23 protein-coding genes are annotated in these 22172 nt (G+C 71.5%); 6 read left to right on the top strand and 17 right to left on the bottom strand.

Annotated elements, in window-relative coordinates:
- Nucleotides 1–29 precede the first annotated feature (29 nt).
- From KF887_17835 to KF887_17805, 7 genes are all read right to left on the bottom strand, one after another.
- A complete protein-coding gene (locus KF887_17835; protein ID QYK41212.1) occupies nucleotides 30–455 on the bottom strand; it encodes a DUF1810 domain-containing protein in 426 nt (141 codons plus the stop codon).
- Nucleotides 452–1249, bottom strand: a complete 798-nt coding sequence (gene caiD / locus KF887_17830; protein QYK41211.1) for a crotonobetainyl-CoA hydratase — start codon at nucleotides 1247–1249, stop codon at nucleotides 452–454. The genes KF887_17835 and caiD overlap by 4 nt, the downstream gene beginning before the upstream one ends.
- Nucleotides 1246–3243, bottom strand: a complete 1998-nt coding sequence (locus KF887_17825; GenBank protein QYK43638.1) for an acetate--CoA ligase family protein — start codon at nucleotides 3241–3243, stop codon at nucleotides 1246–1248. The genes caiD and KF887_17825 overlap by 4 nt, the downstream gene beginning before the upstream one ends.
- 176 nt (nucleotides 3244–3419) lie before the next feature.
- Nucleotides 3420–4583, bottom strand: coding sequence for an acyl-CoA dehydrogenase family protein (locus tag KF887_17820; GenBank protein ID QYK41210.1), 1164 nt, complete (start codon nucleotides 4581–4583; stop codon nucleotides 3420–3422).
- Nucleotides 4583–6025 (bottom strand): carnitine 3-dehydrogenase, encoded by a 1443-nt coding sequence (locus KF887_17815; protein ID QYK41209.1) that lies wholly within the window; start codon nucleotides 6023–6025, stop codon nucleotides 4583–4585. Before KF887_17815 ends, KF887_17820 begins: the two co-directional genes overlap by 1 nt.
- A 2-nt stretch (nucleotides 6026–6027) precedes the next feature.
- Nucleotides 6028–6540, bottom strand: coding sequence for a lipocalin family protein (locus KF887_17810; protein QYK43637.1), 513 nt, complete (start codon nucleotides 6538–6540; stop codon nucleotides 6028–6030).
- The gene (locus KF887_17805; GenBank protein ID QYK41208.1) at nucleotides 6540–7448 is read right to left on the bottom strand and encodes a 3-keto-5-aminohexanoate cleavage protein; all 909 of its coding nucleotides are present in this window, start codon (nucleotides 7446–7448) and stop codon (nucleotides 6540–6542) included. Before KF887_17805 ends, KF887_17810 begins: the two co-directional genes overlap by 1 nt.
- Nucleotides 7449–7518: 70 nt before the next feature.
- On the opposite strand from KF887_17805, the gene KF887_17800 reads away from it, so the two are divergent.
- The gene (locus tag KF887_17800) at nucleotides 7519–8487 is read left to right on the top strand and encodes a helix-turn-helix domain-containing protein (protein QYK41207.1); all 969 of its coding nucleotides are present in this window, start codon (nucleotides 7519–7521) and stop codon (nucleotides 8485–8487) included.
- Nucleotides 8488–8493: 6 nt separating this feature from the next.
- Here KF887_17800 and KF887_17795 read toward each other — a convergent pair whose 3' ends face one another.
- The 7 genes from KF887_17795 to KF887_17765 are packed head-to-tail and all read right to left on the bottom strand — an operon-like array spanning nucleotide 8494 to nucleotide 14604.
- The gene (locus KF887_17795) at nucleotides 8494–9279 is read right to left on the bottom strand and encodes an amino acid ABC transporter permease (protein QYK41206.1); all 786 of its coding nucleotides are present in this window, start codon (nucleotides 9277–9279) and stop codon (nucleotides 8494–8496) included.
- Nucleotides 9280–9286: 7 nt separating this feature from the next.
- On the bottom strand, nucleotides 9287–10069 hold the full coding sequence (locus KF887_17790) for a transporter substrate-binding domain-containing protein (GenBank protein QYK41205.1): 783 nt from the start codon (nucleotides 10067–10069) through the stop codon (nucleotides 9287–9289).
- A 38-nt stretch (nucleotides 10070–10107) separates the two neighbouring features.
- Nucleotides 10108–11181, bottom strand: a complete 1074-nt coding sequence (locus KF887_17785; protein ID QYK41204.1) for a HesA/MoeB/ThiF family protein — start codon at nucleotides 11179–11181, stop codon at nucleotides 10108–10110.
- On the bottom strand, nucleotides 11182–11649 hold the full coding sequence (gene dut / locus KF887_17780; protein QYK41203.1) for a dUTP diphosphatase: 468 nt from the start codon (nucleotides 11647–11649) through the stop codon (nucleotides 11182–11184).
- A complete protein-coding gene (coaBC, locus tag KF887_17775) occupies nucleotides 11646–12860 on the bottom strand; it encodes a bifunctional phosphopantothenoylcysteine decarboxylase/phosphopantothenate--cysteine ligase CoaBC (protein ID QYK41202.1) in 1215 nt (404 codons plus the stop codon). The genes dut and coaBC overlap by 4 nt, the downstream gene beginning before the upstream one ends.
- A gap of 50 nt (nucleotides 12861–12910) precedes the next feature.
- Entirely contained in the window at nucleotides 12911–13729 is an 819-nt protein-coding gene (locus KF887_17770; GenBank protein QYK41201.1) for a ChaN family lipoprotein, read from the bottom strand.
- On the bottom strand, nucleotides 13726–14604 hold the full coding sequence (locus tag KF887_17765; GenBank protein QYK41200.1) for an RNA polymerase factor sigma-32: 879 nt from the start codon (nucleotides 14602–14604) through the stop codon (nucleotides 13726–13728). The genes KF887_17770 and KF887_17765 overlap by 4 nt, the downstream gene beginning before the upstream one ends.
- 66 nt (nucleotides 14605–14670) lie before the next feature.
- Between KF887_17765 and cobU the strand changes: the two genes are divergently transcribed.
- The 4 genes from cobU (at nucleotide 14671) to KF887_17745 (ending at nucleotide 18319) form a co-directional block, all read left to right on the top strand.
- Nucleotides 14671–15219: a bifunctional adenosylcobinamide kinase/adenosylcobinamide-phosphate guanylyltransferase gene (gene cobU / locus KF887_17760; protein ID QYK41199.1), complete on the top strand. Its 549-nt coding sequence runs from the start codon at nucleotides 14671–14673 to the stop codon at nucleotides 15217–15219.
- On the top strand, nucleotides 15216–15782 hold the full coding sequence (locus KF887_17755) for a histidine phosphatase family protein (protein QYK41198.1): 567 nt from the start codon (nucleotides 15216–15218) through the stop codon (nucleotides 15780–15782). The genes cobU and KF887_17755 overlap by 4 nt, the downstream gene beginning before the upstream one ends.
- Nucleotides 15783–15882: 100 nt before the next feature.
- Entirely contained in the window at nucleotides 15883–16758 is an 876-nt protein-coding gene (locus KF887_17750; protein QYK41197.1) for a glutathione S-transferase, read from the top strand.
- Nucleotides 16759–16804: 46 nt separating this feature from the next.
- Nucleotides 16805–18319, top strand: coding sequence for a YifB family Mg chelatase-like AAA ATPase (locus KF887_17745; GenBank protein ID QYK41196.1), 1515 nt, complete (start codon nucleotides 16805–16807; stop codon nucleotides 18317–18319).
- 107 nt (nucleotides 18320–18426) lie between these two features.
- Here KF887_17745 and gshB read toward each other — a convergent pair whose 3' ends face one another.
- The 3 genes from gshB to rsmI all read right to left on the bottom strand — a co-directional run bounded on the left by gshB (nucleotide 18427) and on the right by rsmI (nucleotide 20907).
- A complete protein-coding gene (gene gshB, locus KF887_17740) occupies nucleotides 18427–19371 on the bottom strand; it encodes a glutathione synthase (GenBank protein ID QYK41195.1) in 945 nt (314 codons plus the stop codon).
- A 63-nt stretch (nucleotides 19372–19434) separates the two neighbouring features.
- Nucleotides 19435–19788, bottom strand: coding sequence for a YraN family protein (locus KF887_17735; GenBank protein ID QYK41194.1), 354 nt, complete (start codon nucleotides 19786–19788; stop codon nucleotides 19435–19437).
- A 177-nt stretch (nucleotides 19789–19965) separates the two neighbouring features.
- Nucleotides 19966–20907, bottom strand: coding sequence for a 16S rRNA (cytidine(1402)-2'-O)-methyltransferase (rsmI, locus tag KF887_17730; GenBank protein QYK41193.1), 942 nt, complete (start codon nucleotides 20905–20907; stop codon nucleotides 19966–19968).
- A gap of 92 nt (nucleotides 20908–20999) precedes the next feature.
- Between rsmI and KF887_17725 the strand changes: the two genes are divergently transcribed.
- The gene (locus KF887_17725) at nucleotides 21000–22169 is read left to right on the top strand and encodes a penicillin-binding protein activator (protein ID QYK41192.1); all 1170 of its coding nucleotides are present in this window, start codon (nucleotides 21000–21002) and stop codon (nucleotides 22167–22169) included.
- Nucleotides 22170–22172: the final 3 nt, after the last annotated feature.

Here is a 22172-nt window from a genome sequence, read left to right as displayed (position 1 = left end):
ATCCGGTGTCGCGGGAAGGCGCGGCGGTGTCAGCCGCCCAGCAGTCCGGCGGTGTGCCGGCAGCGCGCCCCACCGTAGAACCGCGCAAGGACCGCGGCGAACGCCGGATCGGCCCCCGGCAGGGGCGCGAACAGGGTCATCGAGGACCGCAGCTTCAGCGCGTCGACATCCCCGAGGATGGCTTCGGGCGGCCTGTCGCCATGCGGCAGCAGCGCCCCGGCGCATTCCGCCAGGCGCTGCCCCAGCGACGGATGCGCCAGATACCGCGCCGCCTCTGCCGCATCCGCGATGCCGTAGCGGATCGCAAGGTCCGAACGGCCCAGCCCGCGCAACTGCGGGAACACGAACCACATCCAGTGCGTCGTCTTGCGGCCGCGCCGCAACTCGTCCAGCGGCGCGGGCCAGACCCGGGCCTGCGCCGCGACAAAGCGGTCAAGCCCCGGCGCGGCGGTCATCGACCCTTCCAGACCGGATCGCGCTTTTCGGCGAAGGCGCGGGCGCCTTCGATCTGGTCCTCGCTGGAATAGAGCCGGTCGACGGTGGCGAACTGCCGCTTGGTGATGCGGTTCAGGGCATCCTGGAACCGCAGATCCTCGGCCTCGCGAACGACTTCCTTGATCGCCGCATAGACCAGCGGCGGGCCCGAGGCCAGCAGGCGGGCCAGATCCCAGGCCTTGTCCAGCAGGTCGCCGGGTTCGGTGATCTCGCGCAGCAATCCCCAGCGCAATGCCTCTTCAGCATCGAACCAGCGGCCGGTCATCAGCAGGTCCATCGCCACGTGATAGGGGATGCGCTTTGGCAGCTTGATCGAGGCGGCGTCGGCCACCGTGCCGGACCGGATTTCCGGCAGCGCAAAGGTTGCGTTGCGGGATGCCAGGATCAGGTCGCAGGACAATGCCAGTTCCAGCCCGCCGCCGCAGCAGATGCCGTTGACGGCGGCGATTACCGGCTTGTTCAGGTTCGGCAGTTCCTGAAGGCCGCCGAACCCGCCGACCCCATAGTCGCCATCGACGGCATCGCCCGCCGCTGCCGCCTTCAGATCCCATCCGGGGCAGAAGAACCTGTCACCCCCGGCCCGCAGGATCGCCACCCGCAGGCTGTCGTCGTCGCGGAAGTCGCGGAAGGTCAGGCCCATGATCCGGCTGGTGGCAAGGTCGATCGCATTGGCCTTGGGCCGATCGAGCGTCACCTCAAGCACCGCGCCGTCGCGCCGCGTGCGGATCGGCCCTGTCTCGCGCATTTCCATCATGGCTCATCCTCCCAGATCACTGCGTCCACGGCCACCGCCCCGGCGCCAGCGGCGCGCAGGATCAGCGGGTTCACCTCGATCTCCTGCAGGTGCGGGTCGGTGGCCAGCATGTCCTGCATGGCCGCCGCCGCCGCGACCGCCGCCGCCACATCGGCCAGCGGCCGCCCCCGGTATCCGTCCAGCAGGGGCCACAGCCGCAGCCGCCGCAGCGCCGCAGCGATCTCTTCCGTCGTGGCGGGGCAGACCAGCGTGACGGTATCGGCCAGAACCTCGGCCGCGACACCGCCCATGCCCAGCGTGAGCGTCGCGCCATAGACCGGGTCGCGCCGGGCGCCGACCAGCATCTCGGCCACGCCCCCCAGCGCCATTTCCTCGGCCAGATAGCCGGTGGCGCCCGGCATCGGCGCCTGCCCGGCCAGCGTGGCGAGGTTCAGCCGCACCGCCCCCGCCTCGGTCTTGTGGGCAAAGCCCAGCCCCTTCAGCGCCAGCGGCGCCGTCAGCCCCGTCGGGTCCAGCGCCGCAAGCGTGGGCGCGGCGGCGCCGCGCGGCACGGCAACGCCGGCCGCCGCCAGCCGCGTCTTGGCCGACACCTCGTCCAGCATCCGGCGGCCCCTTGGCGGCCGCACCGGCCAGGGGCGCCAGCCTGCCCGCCCCGGTGCGGCCTGCGCGGCGCGCAGCGCCCCTAGCGCGGTTTCCAGCCCCATCAGCGGCACGCAACCGCGCGCCAGCATCGCCTCGGCGCGCGCTTCGTCAAAGTTCTCGGGCAGCGAGGCGACGGCGAAGGCGGGTCTTCCGGTCGCCGCCTGCGCCGCCTCGATCGCATCGAGCGCGGGCTGGAACGACGCGGGGTCGCAGCGGTCGGGGCGCGGCGGGTCGATGATGAAGATGCCCGCGTCATAGCCCGCCAGCATCGCGGTGAAGACCTCGGTCGTCCTGGGGCCGTCGCCCCAGATGAAGGTGTGGTAGTCCAGCGGGTTTGCAATCGCGACGATCGGCCCCAGGGTGGCAGACAGCCGCGCGGCCTGGTCGGGGCTGGGCGGATCGAACACGATACCGCGCGGCGTCGCCAGATCGGCCACCAGCCCGGCCTCGCCGCCCGAGCAGGACAGCGAACACAGGCGCGGCCCCAGCCGGGGGCCGTGGACATGGACGATCTTCAGTGTTTCGAGCAGTTCGGGCAGGGTGGCCACCTCGGCGACGCCGCATTGCGCCAGGAAGGCGGCCGAGGCCGCGCCGCCGCCCGCCAGCGACGCCGTATGCGACGCGGCCGCCGAACGGCTCGCCTCGGTCTTGCCCGACTTGACGGCGACGATCCCCTTGCCCGCCGCCCGCGCCGACAGCGCGAGCTCGGCAAAGGCCGGGGCATCGTCGATCCCCTCGACATAAAGGCCAAGCGCCGTGACCCGGTCGTCGGCCAGCAGCGCCCCGCAGAGTTCCGCCAGCCCCACCTGCGCGGCATTGCCCAGGCAGGCGACATAGGCCACCGGCAGCGCGCGCGCCTGCATTGTCAGGTTGATCACGATGTTCGACGACTGGCTGACCAGGGCGACCCCGCGCGCCACCCGCCTGCCCCCGTGCTGGTCCGGCCACAGCAGCGCGCCGTCAAGGTAGTTGATCACCCCATAGCAGTTCGGCCCGAGAATCGGCATGTCGCCCGCCGCCGCCACAAGATCGGCCTGCAGGCCGGCCTCGCCCGCCTCGGTCCAGCCGCTGGCAAAGCAGATCGCGCCGCCCGCGCCCATCGCGGCCAGTTCGGCGACCACCCCCACCGTGGCGTGGCGATTCACCCCGACGAAGGTCGCATCCGGTGCCGCCGGCAGGTCCGCCAGGCTGCGGAACGCGGGAACGCCCGCGATCGTGTCGCGCGACGGGTGCACCGGCCAGACCGTCCCGCCGAACTCCATCTTGCGGCATTGCTCGACCACGTTCGCGGCCCAGCCCGATCCGAGCACGGCCACCGAGCGTGGCCGCAGCAGGCGCGACAGGTCCTTCATCGCCATGCCCCGCAGGACGACGCGGGGCGCTGCCCGGGGGCCCGGCACGACGGGTTGCGCGCCGCCACGGTCATCGGTCGCCCCGGCCGAGGTATGTCTCCAGTCTGACGGTTCGCGGCTGACATTTCATGGGTTCTTCCGTCCGGAGATAGGTTCCGGCAGCAGGGCAGGGCGCCTCAGCCGCCGACCGCGCGCAGAAGCTCGCGGCTGATGATGTGACGCTGGATCTCGCTCGTTCCTTCCCAGATGCGTTCCACCCGGGCGTCGCGCCAGATCCGTTCCAGCGGCAGGTCGTCCATCAGGCCCATGCCGCCGTGGATCTGGATCGCCTCGTCCGCCACCATGGCCAGCACCTCGGTGGCCTTCAGCTTGGCCATCGCCATGTCGGCCTCGGTCACCCGGCCCGCGTCATAGGCCCAGCCCGCCGCCCAGGTCAGCAGTTCGGCGGCGCGCAGTTCCGTGGCCATGTCGGCCAGCTTGAACGACACGCCCTGGAACTTGCCGATCTGCTGGCCGAACTGGCGGCGCTCGGCGGCATAGGCGATGGCATGGCCCAGCGCCCGGTCGGCGCGGCCGAGGCAGGTGGCGGCCACCTGCAGACGGGTGGCGCCCAGCCACTTTCCCGCCACCTCGAACCCCCGGTGCGGTTCGCCCAGCACATTGGCCGCAGGCACGCGGCAGTTGTCGAATTCGAGGACGGCATTGGTGTAGCCGCGATGGCTGACATTGCGATACCCGTCGCGGACGGTGAAGCCCGGGGTGCCCTTGTCGACGAAGAAGGCGGTGATCCGCTTTTTCGGACCGCGCGGCGTCTGTTCCTCGCCCGATGCCATGAAGGCAATGGTGAAGCCCGCGATATCGGCGTGGCTGATGAAATGCTTGGTGCCGTTCAGCACCCAGTCGCCGCCGTCCTGCCGGGCGCTTGCGGTCATGCCGCGCAGGTCCGACCCGGCACCGGGCTCGGTCATCGCCAGGCAATCCCAGGTCTCGCCCCGGATGCAGGGCATCAGGTATCGCTCACGCTGTTCGGGGGTGCCCGCCAGCAGGATGTTCGAGGGCCGCGCCACGCAGGTCCAGTGCAGCGCATAGTTCGCCCGGCCCAGTTCCCGCTCGTACATCAGCCAGGACAGCGTATCGAGCCCGGCACCGCCCACCTCCTCCGGCATGTTGGCGGCATAGAGCCCTGCCGCCATGGCCTTTTTCTGGATGTCGCGCACCAGATCGGGGTCGAGGCGGCCGGTCCGTTCCACCTCGGCCTCATGCGGATAGAGTTCGGCCTCGACGAAGCTGCGCGTCGTCTCGGCGATCATCCGCTGTTCGTCGGTCGGGGCGAACTGCATCACGCCTTCCCCTGCCCGACGAAGCGGCCCACCGCCCCCGGGCGGGGCAGGCCGGCATGCGCGGCGGCGATGGGGTGCAGGCGTGCCAGGACAGCGGGCGCCGCCGGGCAGGTCTTGCCCGCCGCCATGTCGACATGCAGCAGCATCTGTTCCAGCGTCGCGACAGGCTGGCCGTCGCGTGTCAGGGTGACGAAGACATGCAGGCGCTTGTCGTCGGCGGCCAGCACCTGCACCGAACCGGTGAGCTTGTCGCCGGCCTTCGCCTCGCCCCGGTGCAGGATATGGGTTTCCGCCGTGTAATAGCTGTGCCCGCCCTTCACATAGTCCAGATCGGCGCCGATGTGGCGCAGGAAGGCATCGGTGGTTTCCGAACAGGCGAACAGGTAGCGGCTTTCGGTCATGTGGCCGTTGTAGTCGATCCACGACGGCAGAACCGTCATCCGCGCAATCTCCAGCGGGTCACCCGACACGTCGGCGGCGGCCCGGCGCGCGGCCTCATGCGCGCGCAGCACCCGGCCCGCGCCCCAGTCGCGATCCTTCAGCGCGCGCAAGAAGCCCACCAGGTTGCTGTCGCGGATGCGTTCCAGTTCGCGGATGCCATATATCCCCGACTGCGCGTCGGACTGGCTGGATACCAGGTCGACCAGTTCCTCGTTGAACTCCGGCACGTCCATCAGCTTTGTCCAGGGCCATTTCAGCGCCGGGCCGAACTGCGCCATGAAGTGCCGCATGCCCGCCTCGCCCCCGGCGATGCGGTAGGTTTCGAACAGGCCCATCTGGCCCCAGCGCAGGCCGAACCCCATGCGGATCGCCTCGTCGATCTCCTCGGTGGTGGCGACCCCGTCGGTGAGCATCCACAGCGCCTCGCGCCAGACCGCCTCCAGGAACCGGTTGCCGATGAAGGCGTCGATCTCCTTTCGCAGGACCAGGGGGAACATGCCGATGTCGCGCATCACCTGTGCGGTGCGTTCCACCACCTCGGGCGGGTTGGCCGGGCTGCCCGACACCTCGGACAGCGGCAACAGGTAGACCGGGTTGAACGGATGGGCCACGATGATGTTGTGCGGCGCGGGGCTGCCCTGCTGCAGGTCGGACGCCTTGAAGCCGCTGGTCGAGGACCCGATCAGCACGCCGGGGTTCGCCTGCTGGATCTGCGCATAGACCCGATGCTTCAGGTCGATCCGTTCGGACACCGATTCCTGGACGTAGTCCGCGCCCTCGACCGCCTCGGCCATGGTCGCGGCGAACTGCAGCCGACCTTCCGGCGGCATCGGGCCGTCATAGAGCTGCGGCAGGGCGGCACGGGCATTCGCCAGCACCTCGCCGATCTTGCGCTCGGCCTGCGGGTCGGGGTCGAACACCGCCACGTCATGCCCGTTCAGCAGGAACCGCGCGGCCCAGCCGCCCCCGATCACCCCGCCACCGATGATTGCCGCCTTCATGATTACCTCTGCAATGTCCGTTCCAGGGCCGCCGCGTCATATCCGTTGCGCCGGAACACCTCGCGCGCGGCGTCGTAGACCGCCGGGTCGCGCACCGTGCGGTCGCGCGACAGCACCCAGCCCGCGATGCGGCTGGGCGTGCCCACGATCACCACGCGGCCGCCGCGCAACGTGCCCAGCACCCAGTAGTCGCCCGCCAGCGGCACCCCCTGCAGCCGGACCTTCAGTTGCCCGGGGCCCGACGGGGTGGCCACGCCGTCGATGCCGGTCACCACGCCGTCGCGGCGGCAGCGGTTCGCGACCGTCAGCGTGCCGTCGGCCTGCGGGCGGTAGGTGGCCGTCACATGGGTGCAGTCACGCTGGAACGGCGCGGGATAGGCCGCGATCTGGTACCAGGTGCCCGACAGCCGCGCCGGTTCCACCGCGACCGTCGCCATCGGCGCGGTCAGGTAGCGGGGCGACGGCACATGCGGCGTGCAGGCGGCAACAAGCAGTGTCAGCGCAATCCAGCGGATCATGTCGGCGCCCTCTTTTCCAGCTTCAGCCTCGCCCGCACCTCTGCGGGGGTGATCACCCGGGCGCCCATGTTCGAGATGATGGTGACCGCCCGGTCCACCAGTTGCGCGTTGGTCGCCAGAACGCCCCGGTCGAGCCACAGGTTGTCTTCCAGCCCCACCCGCACGTTGCCGCCCGCCAGGACCGCCGCCGCCACATAGGCCATCTGGTTACGCCCCAGGCCGAAGGCCGACCAGTGCCAGCCCTGCGGAACGTTGTTGACCATGGCCATGAAGGTGTTCAGGTCGTCGGGCGCGCCCCATGGCACGCCCATGCACAGCTGCACCAGCACCGGATCGGGAATGATGCCCTCGGCAACCAGTTGCCTCGCAAACCACAGATGCCCGGTATCGAAGGCCTCGATCTCGATGCGGGTTCCGGCGGCGACCATGCGCGCCGCCATGTCGCGCAGCATGCCGGGCGTGTTGACCATCACATAGTCGGCCTCGGCAAAGTTCATCGTGCCGCAGTCGAGCGTGCAGATCTCGGGCCGGCAATCGACGACATGGGCCACCCGTTCGGCCGCGCCCGCCATGTCGGACCGTTGCGACATCCGGTTCATCGATTCGGTGCCGTCGAACAGCAGGTCGCCCCCCATCCCGGCGGTCAGGTTCAGCACCACATCCGTGCCGCTGTCGCGCACCCGCTCCGTCACCTCGCGATACAGCGCCGGATCGCGCGCGGGCCTGCCGGTTTCCGGGTCGCGCACATGGCAATGCACGACCGCCGCCCCCGCCTTGGCCGCGTCGATGGCGCTGGCCGCGATCTGGGCCGGGCTGCGCGGCACATGCGGGCTGCGATCCTGCGTGCCGCCCGATCCGGTCACGGCACAGGTGATGAAAACCTCGCGGTTCATTGTCAGCGGCATGTCGGTCTCCCTTGTCGTCCACGACACTAGCGGGATTGCCAGGCCGCGTTTGGCGAATTACGAAATCCGCATGGCGGAAAACGTCGATATCTTTGCCGCGTCCGACGCGACGCTGACGCTGGCCGTGCTGGTCCTGCCGCAGGCCTCCATCCTCGAGGTGGCCAGTGTCCTCGATCCCATGCGTGCCGCCAACCGCCATCTGGGGCGCGAGGGGTTCCGCTGGCGCGTGGTGTCGCCCGGCGGCGGCGCGGTGCCGCTGACCTGCGGGATCGAACTGCCCGCCCACGGCCCGCTGACCGCCGCCGAGGGGGCGGACGGGCTGGTGGTGGTGGCGGGCTTCCGCCAGGCCGAGGTCGCCACCGCGACGCTGATCCGCGACCTGCGGCGGATCGCGGCGCGGATGGCCCTGGTCGCGGGCATCGACGCGGGTCCCTGGGTGATGGCGCGGGCCGGCCTGCTGGACGGCCATCGCGCGACCGTCCACTGGGAGGATATCGAGGCCTTCGCCGCCGCCCATCCGTCGGTCGATGTCGTGCCCGACCGCTTTGTCATCGACCGGGGGCGGGCGACGGCGGGCGGGGCCGCACCGGCGCAGGACATGCTGCTGCACCTGATCGCGCGGCGCCACGGCGCGCCGCTGGCCCGCCAGGTCGCGGCCAGCTTCCTGACCACCGCGCGCCCGGGGTCGGAACCCCAGGTCGCGGCGGCCGATGCCACGCTGGATCCGCGCGTCGCCGCCGCCCTGGCCCGGATGGAAGCCAATGTCGAGACACCCGAACCGGTCGCGGCCACGGCCGCCGCCGTGGGCCTGTCGGCGCGGCGGCTCGAGGGGCTTTTCCGTGCCGCGCTGGGCACCACGCCCGGCGCCTACGCGCTGTCGCTGCGGCTGGCGGCGGCGCGCAGGCTGGTGACCGATACGCGCCACCCGCTCGCCGAGGTCGCGCTGCGCTGCGGGTTCTCGTCGCATGCGGCCTTCGGGCGGGCGTTCCGCGCGGCCTTCGGCACGGCGCCGGGATCCCTACGCCGCGCCGCCCGCTGACCGGCGTCAGCCGCGCTGGCGCAGCCGCGTCTCCAGCCGGCGCAGCGCCACCGACAGGCCGATCGTCATGGTCAGATAGATCAGCGCCACCACGTTGTAGGTCTCGAAATACCGGAAGTTCCCCGCCGCCGCCACCTTGCCCAGTTGCGTGACATCCGTGACCCCCAGCACCGAGACGAGCGAGCTGTCCTTCACCATCGCCACGAAGTCATTGCCGAGGGGCGGCAGGACGGTGCGGAACGCCTGGGGAAAGACAATGTGCCGGAACCGCTGCCAGCCCGACAGGCCCAGCGCCTGCGCCGCCTCGATCTGGCCCCGGTCCACCGATTGCAGCCCGGCGCGGAACACCTCGGCCAGAAAGGCGGAATAGGCGATGGTCAGCGCCATGACCGCCCGCCACAGCAGCGGAAAGTCCCGGGTGCGCCATTCCGGCCAGCCCAGCGGGGCCGCGATCCAGTTCCACAGCGCCACCAGCGCGGGCGCCGCCACGAAGGCCACATAGAGCAGCAGCACGATGATCGGCACGCCGCGCACCACTTCGATGTAAAGCCGCGCCGCCTGCCGCAGCACGATCCAGCGCGACAGGCAGGCCACCGCCAGCCCCAGCCCCAGCAGGCAGGCCGAGGAAAACCCGACCAGCGTCACCAGAACGGTCACGGCGATGCCCTTGCGCAGGGTGCCCAGCACCTGCGCATAGACATCGTCCGACAGCACCTCCCAGAACAGCCAGGCCCCGGTGGCGGCCACGATCACCAGCCACCAGGGAAAATCCTCGCGCGGGGCGTGGCGCATCCGGCCGTCAGCCGCCGACCTTGAAGTCGAGGAACCACTTCTTATCCAGCGCGTCGATCGTGCCGTCGGCCTTCATCGCCGCGATGGCCGCGTTCATCGGCCCGACCAGATCCGACCCCTTGGGGAAGATGAACCCGAAATCCTCGGTGCCCAGCTTCTCGCCCACGATCTTCAGGCCGCCGTTCGATGCCGCGACATAGCCGTTGCCCGCCGTGCCGTCGGTCAGGACCAGGTCCACGTCACCCGCGCGCAGCGCCTCGACGCCCGCACCGAAGGTCTCGAACAGCTTGATCCGGGGGTTCGCCTCGTTGCCGTCCAGCACCTCGTAGACACCCACATAGAACGGCGTGGTGCCGGGCTGGGCGGCCATCAGCAGGTCGGCATCGGCGGCAAAGCTCGCGGCGTCGGTGAACCGCGCCTCATCCCCGCGCACCATCATCACCATTTCCGACCGCATGTAGGGCTCCGAGAAATCGACCTTCTCCTTGCGGTCGTCACGGATGGTGATGCCGGTCATCCCCATGTCGAACTGGCCCTCGCTGACCGCCGCGATCATCGCGTCCCAGCTGATGTTCTCATACTTCACGGTGATGTTCAGCCGCCGGGCGATCTCGGCCATCGCGTCATACTCCCAGCCGACGGCCTGCCCGTCGCGGATGAACTGCAACGGCGGATAGGCGTTCTCGGTCACCACGACGACCTCGCGCCCGGCAAGGTCGGGCACCTGGGCGGTGGCGGCGGTGGCGGCAAGCGACAGGGCAAGGCCCGACAGCAGGGCTGCGATCTTCATGGCGGAAACTCCCCGGGGTTCTGGTGTTGCGCGTCAGACTATGGCGCGGGCGCGGGCGCTGTCCAGCCAGCCCGCGCGGCATCGCCGCAGCAGGCGCAATCCGCCCGGCGTTTCACCGCGATGACGCGGGTTTCCGCATGCAGCGCATCATGGATCATCAGCTGGCCTGCCAGCGTGTCGCCCGCCCCGGCCAGGTGCTTCAGCGCCTCGGTCGCCATGATCGCGCCGATCACCCCGGGCAGCGACGCGATCACCCCCGCCTCGGCGCAGGTCGGCACCATGCCGGGCGCCGGGCGCACCGGAAACACGCATTCATAGCAGGGCGCGCCGCGCGCCGGATCATAGACCGACACCTGCCCCTCCCACTGCGTGATCGCGCCGGCGACCAGCGGCACCCCCGCCTGCGCACAGGCGCGGTTCACCAGATAGCGTGTGTCGAAATTGTCCGATCCGTCCAGCACCAGGTCGAAATCGCCGATCAGCCCCGGCGCGATCTCGGCCGTCAGGCGCCGCCGGAACGGCCGGACCTCGACAAACGGGTTCAGCGCCCGCATCGCCGCCTCGGCCGAAAACACCTTGGGCATTCCGATCCGGTCATCGGCATGCACGATCTGGCGTTGCAGGTTCGTGCCATCCACGGTGTCGTCGTCGATCACGCCGATGGTGCCGACGCCCGCCGCCGCCAGATACAGCAGGGCGGGCGAACCCAGGCCCCCCGCCCCCACCACCAGCACGCGCGCGGCCTTGAGCCGCCGCTGCCCGGTGCCGCCCACCTCGCGCAGCATGATGTGGCGGGCATAGCGGTTCAGCTCGGCCTCGCGAAACCCGCTGCGGGGCAGGGCGGCGGCGGCCACCGGCGCGGCGCGGGCCCGCAGACGGGCCAGCGCCATGCGATAGGCCGCAACCGCCGCCACCACCACACCCAGCGCCAGCCAGGGCCGCGCATCGCCCCCCGTCGCCAGCCGCAGCGGATGCCCCGCAGCCAGCACCAGATGCAGCAGCACAACCCCCGCCCACAGCGCCGCCAGCATGATCAGCCGGATGCGGACCGGCGTGCGCAGCGCCATGCCGACGCCCCACAGCACCGCTGCCATGGCGAGGATCATCGCCATTCAGCCGCGCCCCGTCGAACCGAACCCCCCCGCGCCCCGCGCGGTCGGATCAAGCGCTGCCACCTCGTCGAACACCGCGCGCAGGACCGGCGCCAGGATCATCTGTGCGATCCGGTCGCCGTGCCCCAGCCTGAAGGGCTGGGTCCCCAGGTTCACCAGCAGGATGCCCAGCGGTCCGCGATAGTCGCTGTCGATGGTGGCAGGCGTGTTGGGCAGGGTGATGCCATGATCCCGCGCCAGCCCGGACCGGGGCCGTATCTGCACCTCGTAGCCCTCGGGTATCGCCATGCGCAGCCCGGTCGGCACCACCAGCCGCGCCATCGGGGCAATCGTCAGGCCGGTCGCGCGGTCCTCCGCGGGCAGGTTCGCGCGGATGTCCGCACCGGCGGCCCCCGGCGTGGCATAGGCGGGCAGCGGCACCGCCGCATCGGCCCAGGGTTCTCGCAGGATGCGGATCGGCGGGGTCATCCGGTCGCGCCGTCGCGGTCCGCCAGCGCCGCCGCGATCCGGTCGGCCAGGCGGCGGGCCACCTCATCCTTCGGCAGGCGCGGCCATGCCTCGGCCCCCGCCTCCGAGATCAGCGTCACCGCATTCTCCGGCCCGCCCATGATCCCGGTCCCGGGCGACACGTCATTGGCGACGATCCAGTCGCAGCCCTTGCGCAGCCGCTTGGCCGTGGCATGGGCGATCACGTCATCCGTCTCGGCCGCAAAGCCGACGACCAGGCCGGGCCGCCCTGCGCCACGCGACAGGCTGGCCAGGATGTCGGGGTTCTCCACCAGCGACAGGGCAGGGGGCTGCCCCGTGCCGTCCTTCTTCATCTTTCCTGACGCTGCCCCGGCCACCCGCCAGTCGGCCACCGCCGCCGCCATCACCGCCGCATCGGCCGGCAGCGCCGCCATCACCGCCGCCAGCATCTGCATGGCCGTTTCCACCGCCGCCACGGTCACGCCGGGGGGCGGCGGCACGGTCGCCGGGCCGGTCACGAAGGTGACGCGCGCGCCCAGGTCGCGCAGCGCCGCCGCGATGGCCGTGCCCTGCGCGCCCGAGGACCGGTTGGCGATGTACCGGACGGGATCGATGGGTTCGTGCGTCGGCCCCGAGGTCACGATCACATGGCGTCCCGCCAGCGGCCCCGCGCCCAGTGCCGCCCGGATCGCGTCCAGGATCGCCGGGGGTTCCGCCATCCGTCCCGGCCCGTATTCGCCGCAGGCCATGTCGCCCTCGTCCGGGCCCACGGTCAGGATGCCATCGCCGCGCAGCAGCGCCAGATTGCGCCGCGTCGCCGGGTGCTGCCACATCCGCACGTTCATCGCCGGCGCGATCAGCACGCGCTTGTCGGTGGCCAGCAGCAGGGTCGAGGCCAGGTCATCCGCGCGACCGCCCGCCATCCGGGCCATCAGGTCGGCCGTCGCCGGGGCCACGACCACCAGATCGGCCGACCGCGACAGCTGGATGTGGCCCATCTCGGCCTCGTCCGTCAGGTCGAACAGTTCCTGATGGACCTTGTGCTCGCACAGCGCCGACAGGCTCAGCGGCGTCACGAACTGGGTGCCCGCCCGCGTCAGCACCGGCGTCACCGCCGCGCCTGCCTTGCGCAGCAGCCGCACAAGCTCCAGCGCCTTGTAGGCGGCAATGCCGCCGCCGACGATCAGAAGGATGCGCTTACCCGCCAGCATCTCGGCCCTCCGGCTGCCCGCCCAAGCTGTAGGCGGGCGGGGCGGCGAACTCAACCGCCCTGCGCGGGCGGGGTCGCGAATGCGGCGCAGGGATCGTCGCGCGGGGCGGGGTCGGTCACGATCCACAGGTCGAACGGCGCGTCGGGCCCGGGGTCCGATTCCACCTGTCCCACCGACAGCACCCGCACATCCGGCGCGGCGCCGGCCATCGCGGCGGGAATGCCCTCGTCGCGCCGCGCATGCCCGGTGCCCGCGATCACCACCACCGGCGCGCCGTGTTCGGCCAGCGCCGCGAGCGCCGTGCGCGCCAGCACCGCGTCGCGCAGCCGCTGCGCCGCGACAAAGCCCGGCAGCATCTCGGCGGGCAGGGCGTTGCAATGCGCCTCCTGCTGCGCCGCCTCGCGGGCCGCCTGATCATCGGGCGGCAGCGGTTCGGCCAGCCCGTAGGCCGCAGCCCCCGCGCCGAACACCGCATCGGCCCCCTCGGTCATCGCGCGCCGCACCTCGGCCCGGGGCAGGGCGCCGCCAATGATGGCCGCCGCGGGCGCCGCCGCCAGGATCGGGTGGTAAAGCGCAAAGTCCGGCCAGCCCGAACCCGTCCAGCCAAGCGCGGCATCCAGCGCCTCGCGGTCGGAACGGTCCACGCCCGCGGCCGCCGCGGCCTGTTCGGGTGTCAGCATCTCGAACACCAGCGCCGCGGGGCCGATCGCGGCAACCGCCCGCGCCTGATGGTCGTGGTGCGCGGCATTGTCGTGAACCTCGCCCAGGATCACCACATCGGCAGAGGGCAGCCGCAGCAGGTCGTCCGGCAGCACCGGCCCGGCCCCGGCCGCCAGCGGCCAGAGCAGGAGGGCCAGACAGGTTCTCATGCGAGGAAGTTATGGACTTCCCGCGACTGCGCCTCAAGGCACTTCCGCATCTTGGCAAAGGCTGCGGCCTCAAGCTGGCGCACCCGTTCCTTGGAAAGGCCAAGCTCCTCGCCCAGGCTTTCCAGCGTGCGCGGCTCGTCGCGCAGCTTCCGCTCGGTCACGATGAACCGCTCGCGGCTGTTCAGCGCCCGCATCGCATTGACCAGCCAGCCGCGCAGCCGCGCGGTGTCGTGGCTGGCCTCCACCAGCGTCTCGGCCTGCGCGCCGTCATCCTCCAGCGCGTCGATCCATTCGCGCCCGTCCTCGTCCGACGACTGCGTGGCGTTCAGCGAAAAGTCCGACCCGGACAGCCGGCCCTCCATCATCTCCACATCGGCCAGCGGCACGCCGACCTCATGCGCCACCTTCTCGCGCAACTGATGCGCGTCCAGCCGCTCGCCCGCCTGCGCTGCCTCGCGCTCCAGCTTGGCCTGCACCCGGCGCAGGTTGAAGAACAGCGCCTTCTGGCTGGACGTCGACCCGGTGCGCACCATCGACCAGTTGCGCATCACATAGTCCTGGATGCTCGCCTTGATCCACCACACCGCATAGGTCGAGAACCGCACGCCCCGGTCGGGGTCGAACTTGTCGGCCGCCTTCATCAGGCCCAGGCTGGCCTCCTGGATCAGGTCGTTCATCGGGGCGCCATAGCGGCGGAACTTGGCGGCCATGCTGATGGCCAGCCGCATGTAGGCCGTGATCAGGCGGTGCAGCGCCTGTTCGTCCCGCCGGTCGCGCCAGGCATAGGCCAGTCGCAGCTCGGTCTCGGCATCCAGAAGTTCGGCTTTCATCGCTTGGCGTGACACGGACTGATCGGTATAGCCGTCGAAAGCCATGACGTATCCCCTGTGTCGTTTTGTTGCTTTCGAAAGGGGATACGGAGAGCTGGACGGAGCGGATCAATGACGTTGACGAAATTTTCACTCCCGCCGCTGTCGCTCGTGATCGGGGGGGCGCGGTCCGGAAAATCCGCGCTCGCCGAACGGCTTGTGACAGGCACCGGCCGGGCGCCGGTCTACATGGCCACCGCCGAGGCGCGCGATGACGAGATGCGCATCCGCATCGCCATCCATCGCGCCCGCAGGCCCGGCTGGCGCACGGTCGAGGCGCCGCGCAACCTGGCCGCACCCCTGTCGGCCGTGCAGCCCGGCGCCGTCGTCCTGCTGGACTGCGCGACGATGTGGCTGACCAACGTGATGCTGGCCGGGGGCGACCTCGCGGCCGAGGAGGACGGACTGATGGCCGCGCTGGCCGCCTGCGCCGCGCCCGTCGTCGTCGTCACGAACGAGGTGGGGCTGTCGATCGTGCCGGAAAACGCGCTGGCCCGCGCATTTCGTGACGCCCAGGGGCGCCTGAACCAGCGGCTTGCGGCCGCGTCCGGTCTGGCGGTGGCGGTCTGGGCGGGCCTGCCGCTGGTGCTGAAGGGCACGATGCCCGGCGACGGCGCATGACGCGGTTCTGGTGGGTGCGCCACGGCCCCACCCACGCGCGCGCCATGACCGGCTGGACCGACCTGCCCGCCGACCTGTCGGACACCGCCGCGCTGTCGCGCCTTTCGGCCGCCCTGCCCGCCACGGCTGTGGTCGTGTCCTCCGACCTGCGGCGCGCGGTCGCCACCGCCGATGCCATCCAGGGCCCGCGCCGCCGCCTGCCGCATGACCCGCGCCTGCGCGAAATCCACTTCGGCGCCTGGGAGGGGCTGACCGCCGACCAGGCCGCCGCCCGCGACCCCGGCCTGACGCGCGCCTTCTGGAACGGCGACCCCGTCGCGCCGCCGGGGGGCGAAAGCTGGGCCGACCTGTCGCGCCGCCTGTCCGGCGCGCTGTCCGACCTGACGCTTGGCGGCGATGTCGTCGTGGTCGCGCATTTCGGCGCCATCCTCGCCGCCCTCCAGATCGCCACCGGCGCCGCCCCCGGCGCGGTCCTGTCGCAGCGAATCGAAACCCTGTCGCTGACCCGCATCGCCACCACCCCCTCGGGCTGGCAGGTGGCACAGATCAATCACGTTCCGTGATGCCAAGGACCACGCAACGGCATTTGTGCGCGGGGCGATGCGGCGCTAGGCAGGGTCGACCGGCGCCGATCCGGCCCGCACCCCGCCGAAAGGACATCCCATGGACGGCTACACCCTCGCCATCGGCGACCGCGCCTATTCCAGCTGGTCCTTGCGCGGCTGGCTGCTGTTCGACGCCTTCGGCATTCCCGTGTCGATCCGCCGGGCGCGGCTCTATACCGACGAATTGCCCGCCCTGCTCGCCGAATTCGCCCCCGCCCGCACCGTGCCCGCGCTGCGGATGCCCGAGGGCACGGTGGTCATGGAAAGCGCGGCCATCGCCGAGGAACTGGCCAGCCGTCATCCGCGCGCAGGCTTTTGGCCCGAGGAACCGGCGGCCCGCGCCGTGGCACGGTCGCTCGCGTCGGAAATGCACGCGGGCTTCACCGCGCTGCGCAGCCACTGCCCGATGAACCTCCGCGTCAGCTACGAAGGCTGCGACCCGCCCCCTGCGGTGCTGGCCGATCTCGACCGGTTGCAGGCGATCTGGGCCTGGGCGCGCGAACAGACCGGGGCGACCGGGCCCTGGCTGTGCGGCGCCTACTCTGTGGCCGACGTGTTCTTCGCCCCCGTGGCGACCCGCATCGCCACCTACAACCTGCCCGTGCCAGAGGCGGCCATGGCCTATGTGCGGGCGCATCTGGCGCACCCGTCGTTCCGCCGCTGGCGCGCCATGGGCCTCGTCGACGGCCCCGACCAGGATTTCTACCGCCGTGCCTATCCGCGCCGCCCCTGGCCCGGCCCCGCGCCCCTGCCCGCCCGCGCGGTCGGCGGCACCGAGGCCGAGAACGCGGCCTGTCCCTATTCCGGCGGGCCGGTGACCGACGTGCTGGAACTGGATGGCCGCCGCTTCGGCTTCTGCAATGCCTTCTGCCGCGACAAGACCGCAGCCGACCCCGAGGCATGGCCCGCCTTCATGGCCCTTTACCGATCGTAAACCATTCCCGCCTACCCGTTAACGAAGATGAACGGGCGGGGCGGCAATGGTTGCGCGGGCCTATACGGTGGCCTTCGAGGGGGTCGAGGCGCGGATGGTCGAGGTGCAATGCGCCGTCGCCCCCGGCATGCCCTCCTTCGGGGTCGTCGGCCTGCCCGACAAGGCGGTCAGCGAGGCGAAGGAGCGTGTGCGCGCCGCGCTTTCTGCCATGGCCATCGCCCTGCCGTCCAAGCGGATCACGGTGAACCTCGCGCCCGCCGACCTTCCCAAGGAAGGCTCGCACTTCGACCTGCCCATCGCCCTCTCGCTGCTGGCGGCGCTGGGCATCATCCCCGCGGATGAGGTGGCGGGCGCCGTGGCGCTGGGCGAGCTGTCGCTCGATGGCCGGGTCCTGCCGGTGGCCGGGGCGCTGCCCGCCGCCATGGCCGCGGCAGAAGGCGACCGCGCGCTGATCTGCCCGCGCGCCTGCGGTGCCGAGGCCGCCTGGGTCGGTGGCTGCGAGGTGCTGGGCGTCGCCTCGCTGGACGAGGTGATCCGCCACTACACCGGCCAGTCCCCCATCGCGGCGGCCGAGGCGGGCGAGGTGATCGCGCCGCCTTTCGCGCGCGACCTCGCGGATGTGAAGGGGCAGGAACGCGCCAAGCGCGCGCTGGAAATCGCCGCCGCCGGACGCCATCACATGCTGATGGTCGGCCCGCCGGGTTCGGGCAAGTCCATGCTGGCGGCCCGCCTGCCCGGCATCCTGCCGCCGCTCTCGGCGGTCGAGGCGCTGGAAACCTCGATGGTGCAGTCGCTTGCCGGGTTGATGGGCGAGGGCGGCATCAGCCGCACGCGGCCGTTCTGCGAACCCCACCACACCGCCTCGATGGCCGCCATCGTTGGCGGCGGCAAGGGCGCCAAGCCCGGCCAGATCAGCCTGGCCCACAACGGCGTCCTGTTCATGGACGAGTTTCCCGAATTTCCGCGCGCCGTCCTCGAAACCCTGCGCCAGCCCATCGAGACGGGCGAGGTGGTGGTCGCCCGCGCCAACGCCCATGTGCGCTATCCCTGCCGGTTCCTTCTGGTGGCGGCGGCCAACCCCTGCCGCTGCGGCTTCATGACCGATCCGGCCCGGGCCTGCGCCCGCGTGCCCGCCTGCGGCCAGGACTATCTCGGCCGCATCTCGGGCCCGCTGATGGACCGCTTCGATCTCAGGGTCGAGGTGCCGCCGGTGGCCTGGCGCGACCTCGACCTGCCCTCCGACGGCGAAAGCTCGGCCAGCGTCGCCGCCCGGGTCGCGGCCGCCCGCGACCGCCAGAGCCGCCGCTACGCCGATGCCCCGGGCGTCCGGGTGAATGCCGAGGCCGAGGGGCGGCTTCTCGAACAGGTGGCCACGCCCGACGCCGAAGGGCGCGATCTCCTGGCCCGCGCCGCCGACCGCTTCGGACTGACCGCGCGCGGGTTCCACCGCGTCCTGCGGGTGGCCCGCACCATCGCCGACCTCGCGGGCTCCGACACCGTCCGCCGCCCCCACGTGGCCGAGGCCGTGGGCTATCGCCTCAGCTTCGCCGCCACCGGATAGCGCCGGGTCAATCCTTAACAAGCGGTGAATTCTGTCAGGCAAGCCATTGAAAACGCTTGGCTGGCCTGGCGTCCCATCGTGGGACGCCGCGGAACGGCCCGGCCGGGTCAGGCGGCGCGCCGGGCCTCGATCGCTTCCCAGATGCGGGCCGCCGCACTGGTGCCGTCGAACCGCTCCAGCTCCTGGATGCCGGTGGGCGAGGTCACGTTGATCTCGGTCAGCCAGTCGCCGATCACATCGATGCCCACGAACACCTGCCCCTTCTCGCGCAGCATCGGCCCGATAGCCGCGCAGATCTCGCGGTCGCGGGCGGTCAGCCCGACCGGCTCCGCCCTGCCGCCGACATGCAGGTTCGACCGCGTCTCGCCCGCCTGCGGAACCCGGTTGATCGCCCCGACCGCCTCGCCATCCACCAGGATGATCCGCTTGTCGCCCTTCACCACGTCGGGCACGTATTTCTGCACGATCAGCGGCTCGCGGCTGATGCCGGTGAACAGCTCGTGCAGCGAGGCGAGGTTGCGGTCGTTCGGGTCCAGCCGGAACACCCCGGCCCCCCCGTTGCCGTAGAGCGGCTTCAGGATCACGTCGCCATGCTGCGCGCGGAACGCGCGGATCGTCGCCAGGTCGCGCGCCACCAGCGTCGGCGGCGTCAGACCCGGAAACCGCAGCACCAGCAGCTTTTCCGGCGAATTGCGCACCCAGAACGGATCGTTCACCACCAGCGTCTTCGGATGCACCAGTTCCAGCAGATGCGTCGTCGTGATGTAGCCCATGTCGAAAGGCGGATCCTGGCGCAGCCAGACCACGTCGAAATCCGCCAGGTCGACCTCGGCCGCCTCGCCAAAGCGCACGTGGTCGCCCTTCACCCGCCGCAACTCGACCGGCCAGCCCCGCGCCAGCACGCGACCCTCGCGAAAGTTCAGCATGTCGGGCGTGTAGAAGAACAGGCTGTGCCCGCGCGCCTGGGCTTCCAGCCCGATCCGGAACGTGCTGTCGGCTTCGATGTTCACCGATCCGATCGGGTCCATCTGCAACGCAACCTTCATCGCCATGCCCGCCTTCCGCCGTTTCCGCAACCGTGGATGCCCGAAGCCCGGGGCGGTTGCAAGCCGCGCTCAGGCCGCGAAGGCGTTCTCGACGATCGCGATCCGCCCCAGCGCGTCCACCAGCGCCACATCGAACCGCATGGGCGTCAGCGATCCGGCCGGTTCGCCCGCGAGATAGAGCGCGGCCGAGGCGCAGATGCGGTCCATCTGCCGCCGCCCGAGGTGTTCGGCCGCCGCCGCATGCGTTTCCGCCTGCTTCACCTCGATGAAGACGATCTCCGCACCCTCGCGCGCGACAAGGTCGATCTCGCCCGCGGTGCTGCGCCAGCGCCGCGCCGCGATCGGCCGCCCGCTGCGCCCGTAGTGCCGCGCCACGGCGTCCTCTGCCGCAAGACCCGCAAGATAGGACCGTTTTCCCGTCATCCGTTCACCCGCTTCCCGCCCATCCGTTCCCGGTTTCCGCCGGGCCCGACGTTCGCTGCCCGCCCGCCGGCCGCCGACACCGAACCATCCGCCGTTCACGCCCGCCCGGCCTTGGTCACGCCCGCCCCGCGGGATGGCCGTCGATCCGGCCGCGCCGCGGCGGGCCCGGCTGCCCGTTCAATCGTCCTCGCCGTCCGGCGTTCCCGACATCCGCAGCGCCATCTGATAGACGTCGCGCCGCGGCAGGCCCAGGTCCCGCGCCACCAGGGCCGCTGCGTCGCGCAGCGATCGCCCGGGCAGCGCCGCCGCCAGCGCGGCCCGGGCGTCGGCGGCGCTGGCCACCGCGGCCTCGCCCCGGTCCAGCACCACCACGATCTCGCCCCGCGGGTCGGTATCGCCCATCCGGCGCATCACCTCGTCCAGCCGTCCGCGCAGGATCTCCTCATGTCGTTTCGTCAGTTCGCGGCAGACCGCCACCTGGCGCCCTTCTCCGCATGTTGTGCGCAGATCATCTAACAATCGGTGAATCCGTCTCGGCGATTCGAACAGCACCAGCGTCGCCGGAACCGCCGTGACCTCGCGCAGGAAGGCCAGCCGCGCGGCGGCCGCTGCGGGGGGAAACCCGGCGAACAGGAACCGGTCCGTCGGCAGGCCCGCCACGGTCAGCGCGGCAAGCACCGCCGATGCCCCGGGGGCCGCCAGGACGGGATGTCCCGCCGCCGCCGCCGCCCGCGCCAGCTGGAACCCCGGATCGGCGACCAGCGGCGTGCCGGCCTCGGAGGCATAGGCCACCGACCGGCCCTCGCCCAGCAGGGCCAGGAGGCGGGGACGGGCGGCCGGGCCGTTGTGGTCGTGGTAGGGCACCAGCGGGCGCCCGGCCACCGGAATGCCGTGGATTTCCATCAGATGGCGCAGCGTCCGCGTGTCCTCGGCCGCCAGCACATCGGCCGAGGCCAGGATGTCGAGCGCGCGCAGCGTGATGTCGCGCGCCGCCCCGATCGGGGTGGCGACGACGTACAGCCCCGGGTCCAGCCGGACACGGCGCGCCGCGCCGCCGGCCGCCGCATCGGCGGGAACCGGCGCGGCAGCCCCGGCGGTCGGCAGGTCTCTGTCGCTCATCGGCCCGTCCCCGCTTCCGGCGAAGTTTACATCGCGCAGGCTTCGCCCTAGTGTCCCCGCAACGCAAGTCCGCTTGGTCACGAGGTTGTCGCATGGTGTCTTGGCTTTCCCGCGCCCGCAAGGCGCTCCGGCGCGTCGGTGCCGTCCTGTCCTTCGGCATGCTGGCGGCCTGCACCGTGACCTCGCCGGGCGGCGGCCCGCTGATCGACACCTCGGCGCCGGTGCCGGTGGCGCTGCTCGTGCCCGGCGGATCGGGGCAGGCGTCCGACGAGTTGCTGGCGCGCAGCCTGCAGAACGCGGCACGGCTGGCGATTTCCGACCTCGGCTCGGCCGCGCGCATCGACCTGCGGGTCTACCAGACCGGCGGCCAGCCGGCGCAGGCCCAGGCGATGGCGATCCGCGCCGCGGACGAGGGGGCGCGCATCATCCTCGGCCCGGTCTTCGCGCAGGAGGCCAATGCCGCGGGCGTCGCGATGGCGGCGCGCGGGATCAACGTGCTGTCCTTCTCGAACAATCCCGACATCGCGGGCGGCAACGTCTTCGTGCTGGGCCCGACATTCCGCAACACCGCCGAGCGGCTGTCGGCCTATGCCAGCCGCCAGGGCAAGCGGCGCATCATGGTGGTGCATGACCGCACGGCGGCGGGCGAGCTGGGTCGCGCCGCGATCCAGCAGGGCGTGGCGCGCTCGGGCGGGGCGGTTGTCGCGACCCAAGGCTATGAATTCAGCCAGAACGGCATCGCCCAGGCGGTGCCCGGCATCGCCGCCTCGGCCCGGGCCGCGGGGGCCGACGCGCTGTTCCTGACGGCCGACACGGCCGGGGCGCTGCCGCTTGTCACCCAGCTCCTGCGCGATGCGGGGCTGACCGGCCAGCAGTTCATCGGCCTGACGCGATGGGATATCCCGCAGGCCACGCTCGGCCTGCCCTCGGTGCAGGGCGGCTGGTTCGCGCTGCCCGATCCCGCGCTCTACCAGCAGTACCAGTCGCGCTACCAGGCCGCCTTCGGCGAGCCGCCGCATCCGATCTCGGGCCTCGCCTATGACGGGATCGCGGCCATCGGCGCGCTGGTGCGCAACGGCCAGTCCAACGCGCTGACCGGGGGGGCGCTGACCCAGAACTCGGGTTTCGTGGGGGTGAACGGCATCTTCCGGCTGCGCGCCGACGGCACGAACGAACGCGGGCTGGCGGTGGCCACGATCCGCAACAACCAGGTGTTGGTGATTGACCCGGCCCCACGCAGCTTTGCCGGCGCCGGGTTCTGAGCC

It is taken from the genome of Paracoccaceae bacterium, from assembly GCA_019454225.1.
Taxonomy (GTDB): domain Bacteria; phylum Pseudomonadota; class Alphaproteobacteria; order Rhodobacterales; family Rhodobacteraceae.
The sequence above is the reverse complement of the archived record's forward strand: the minus strand, read 5'-3'. Positions and strand labels throughout refer to the sequence as shown.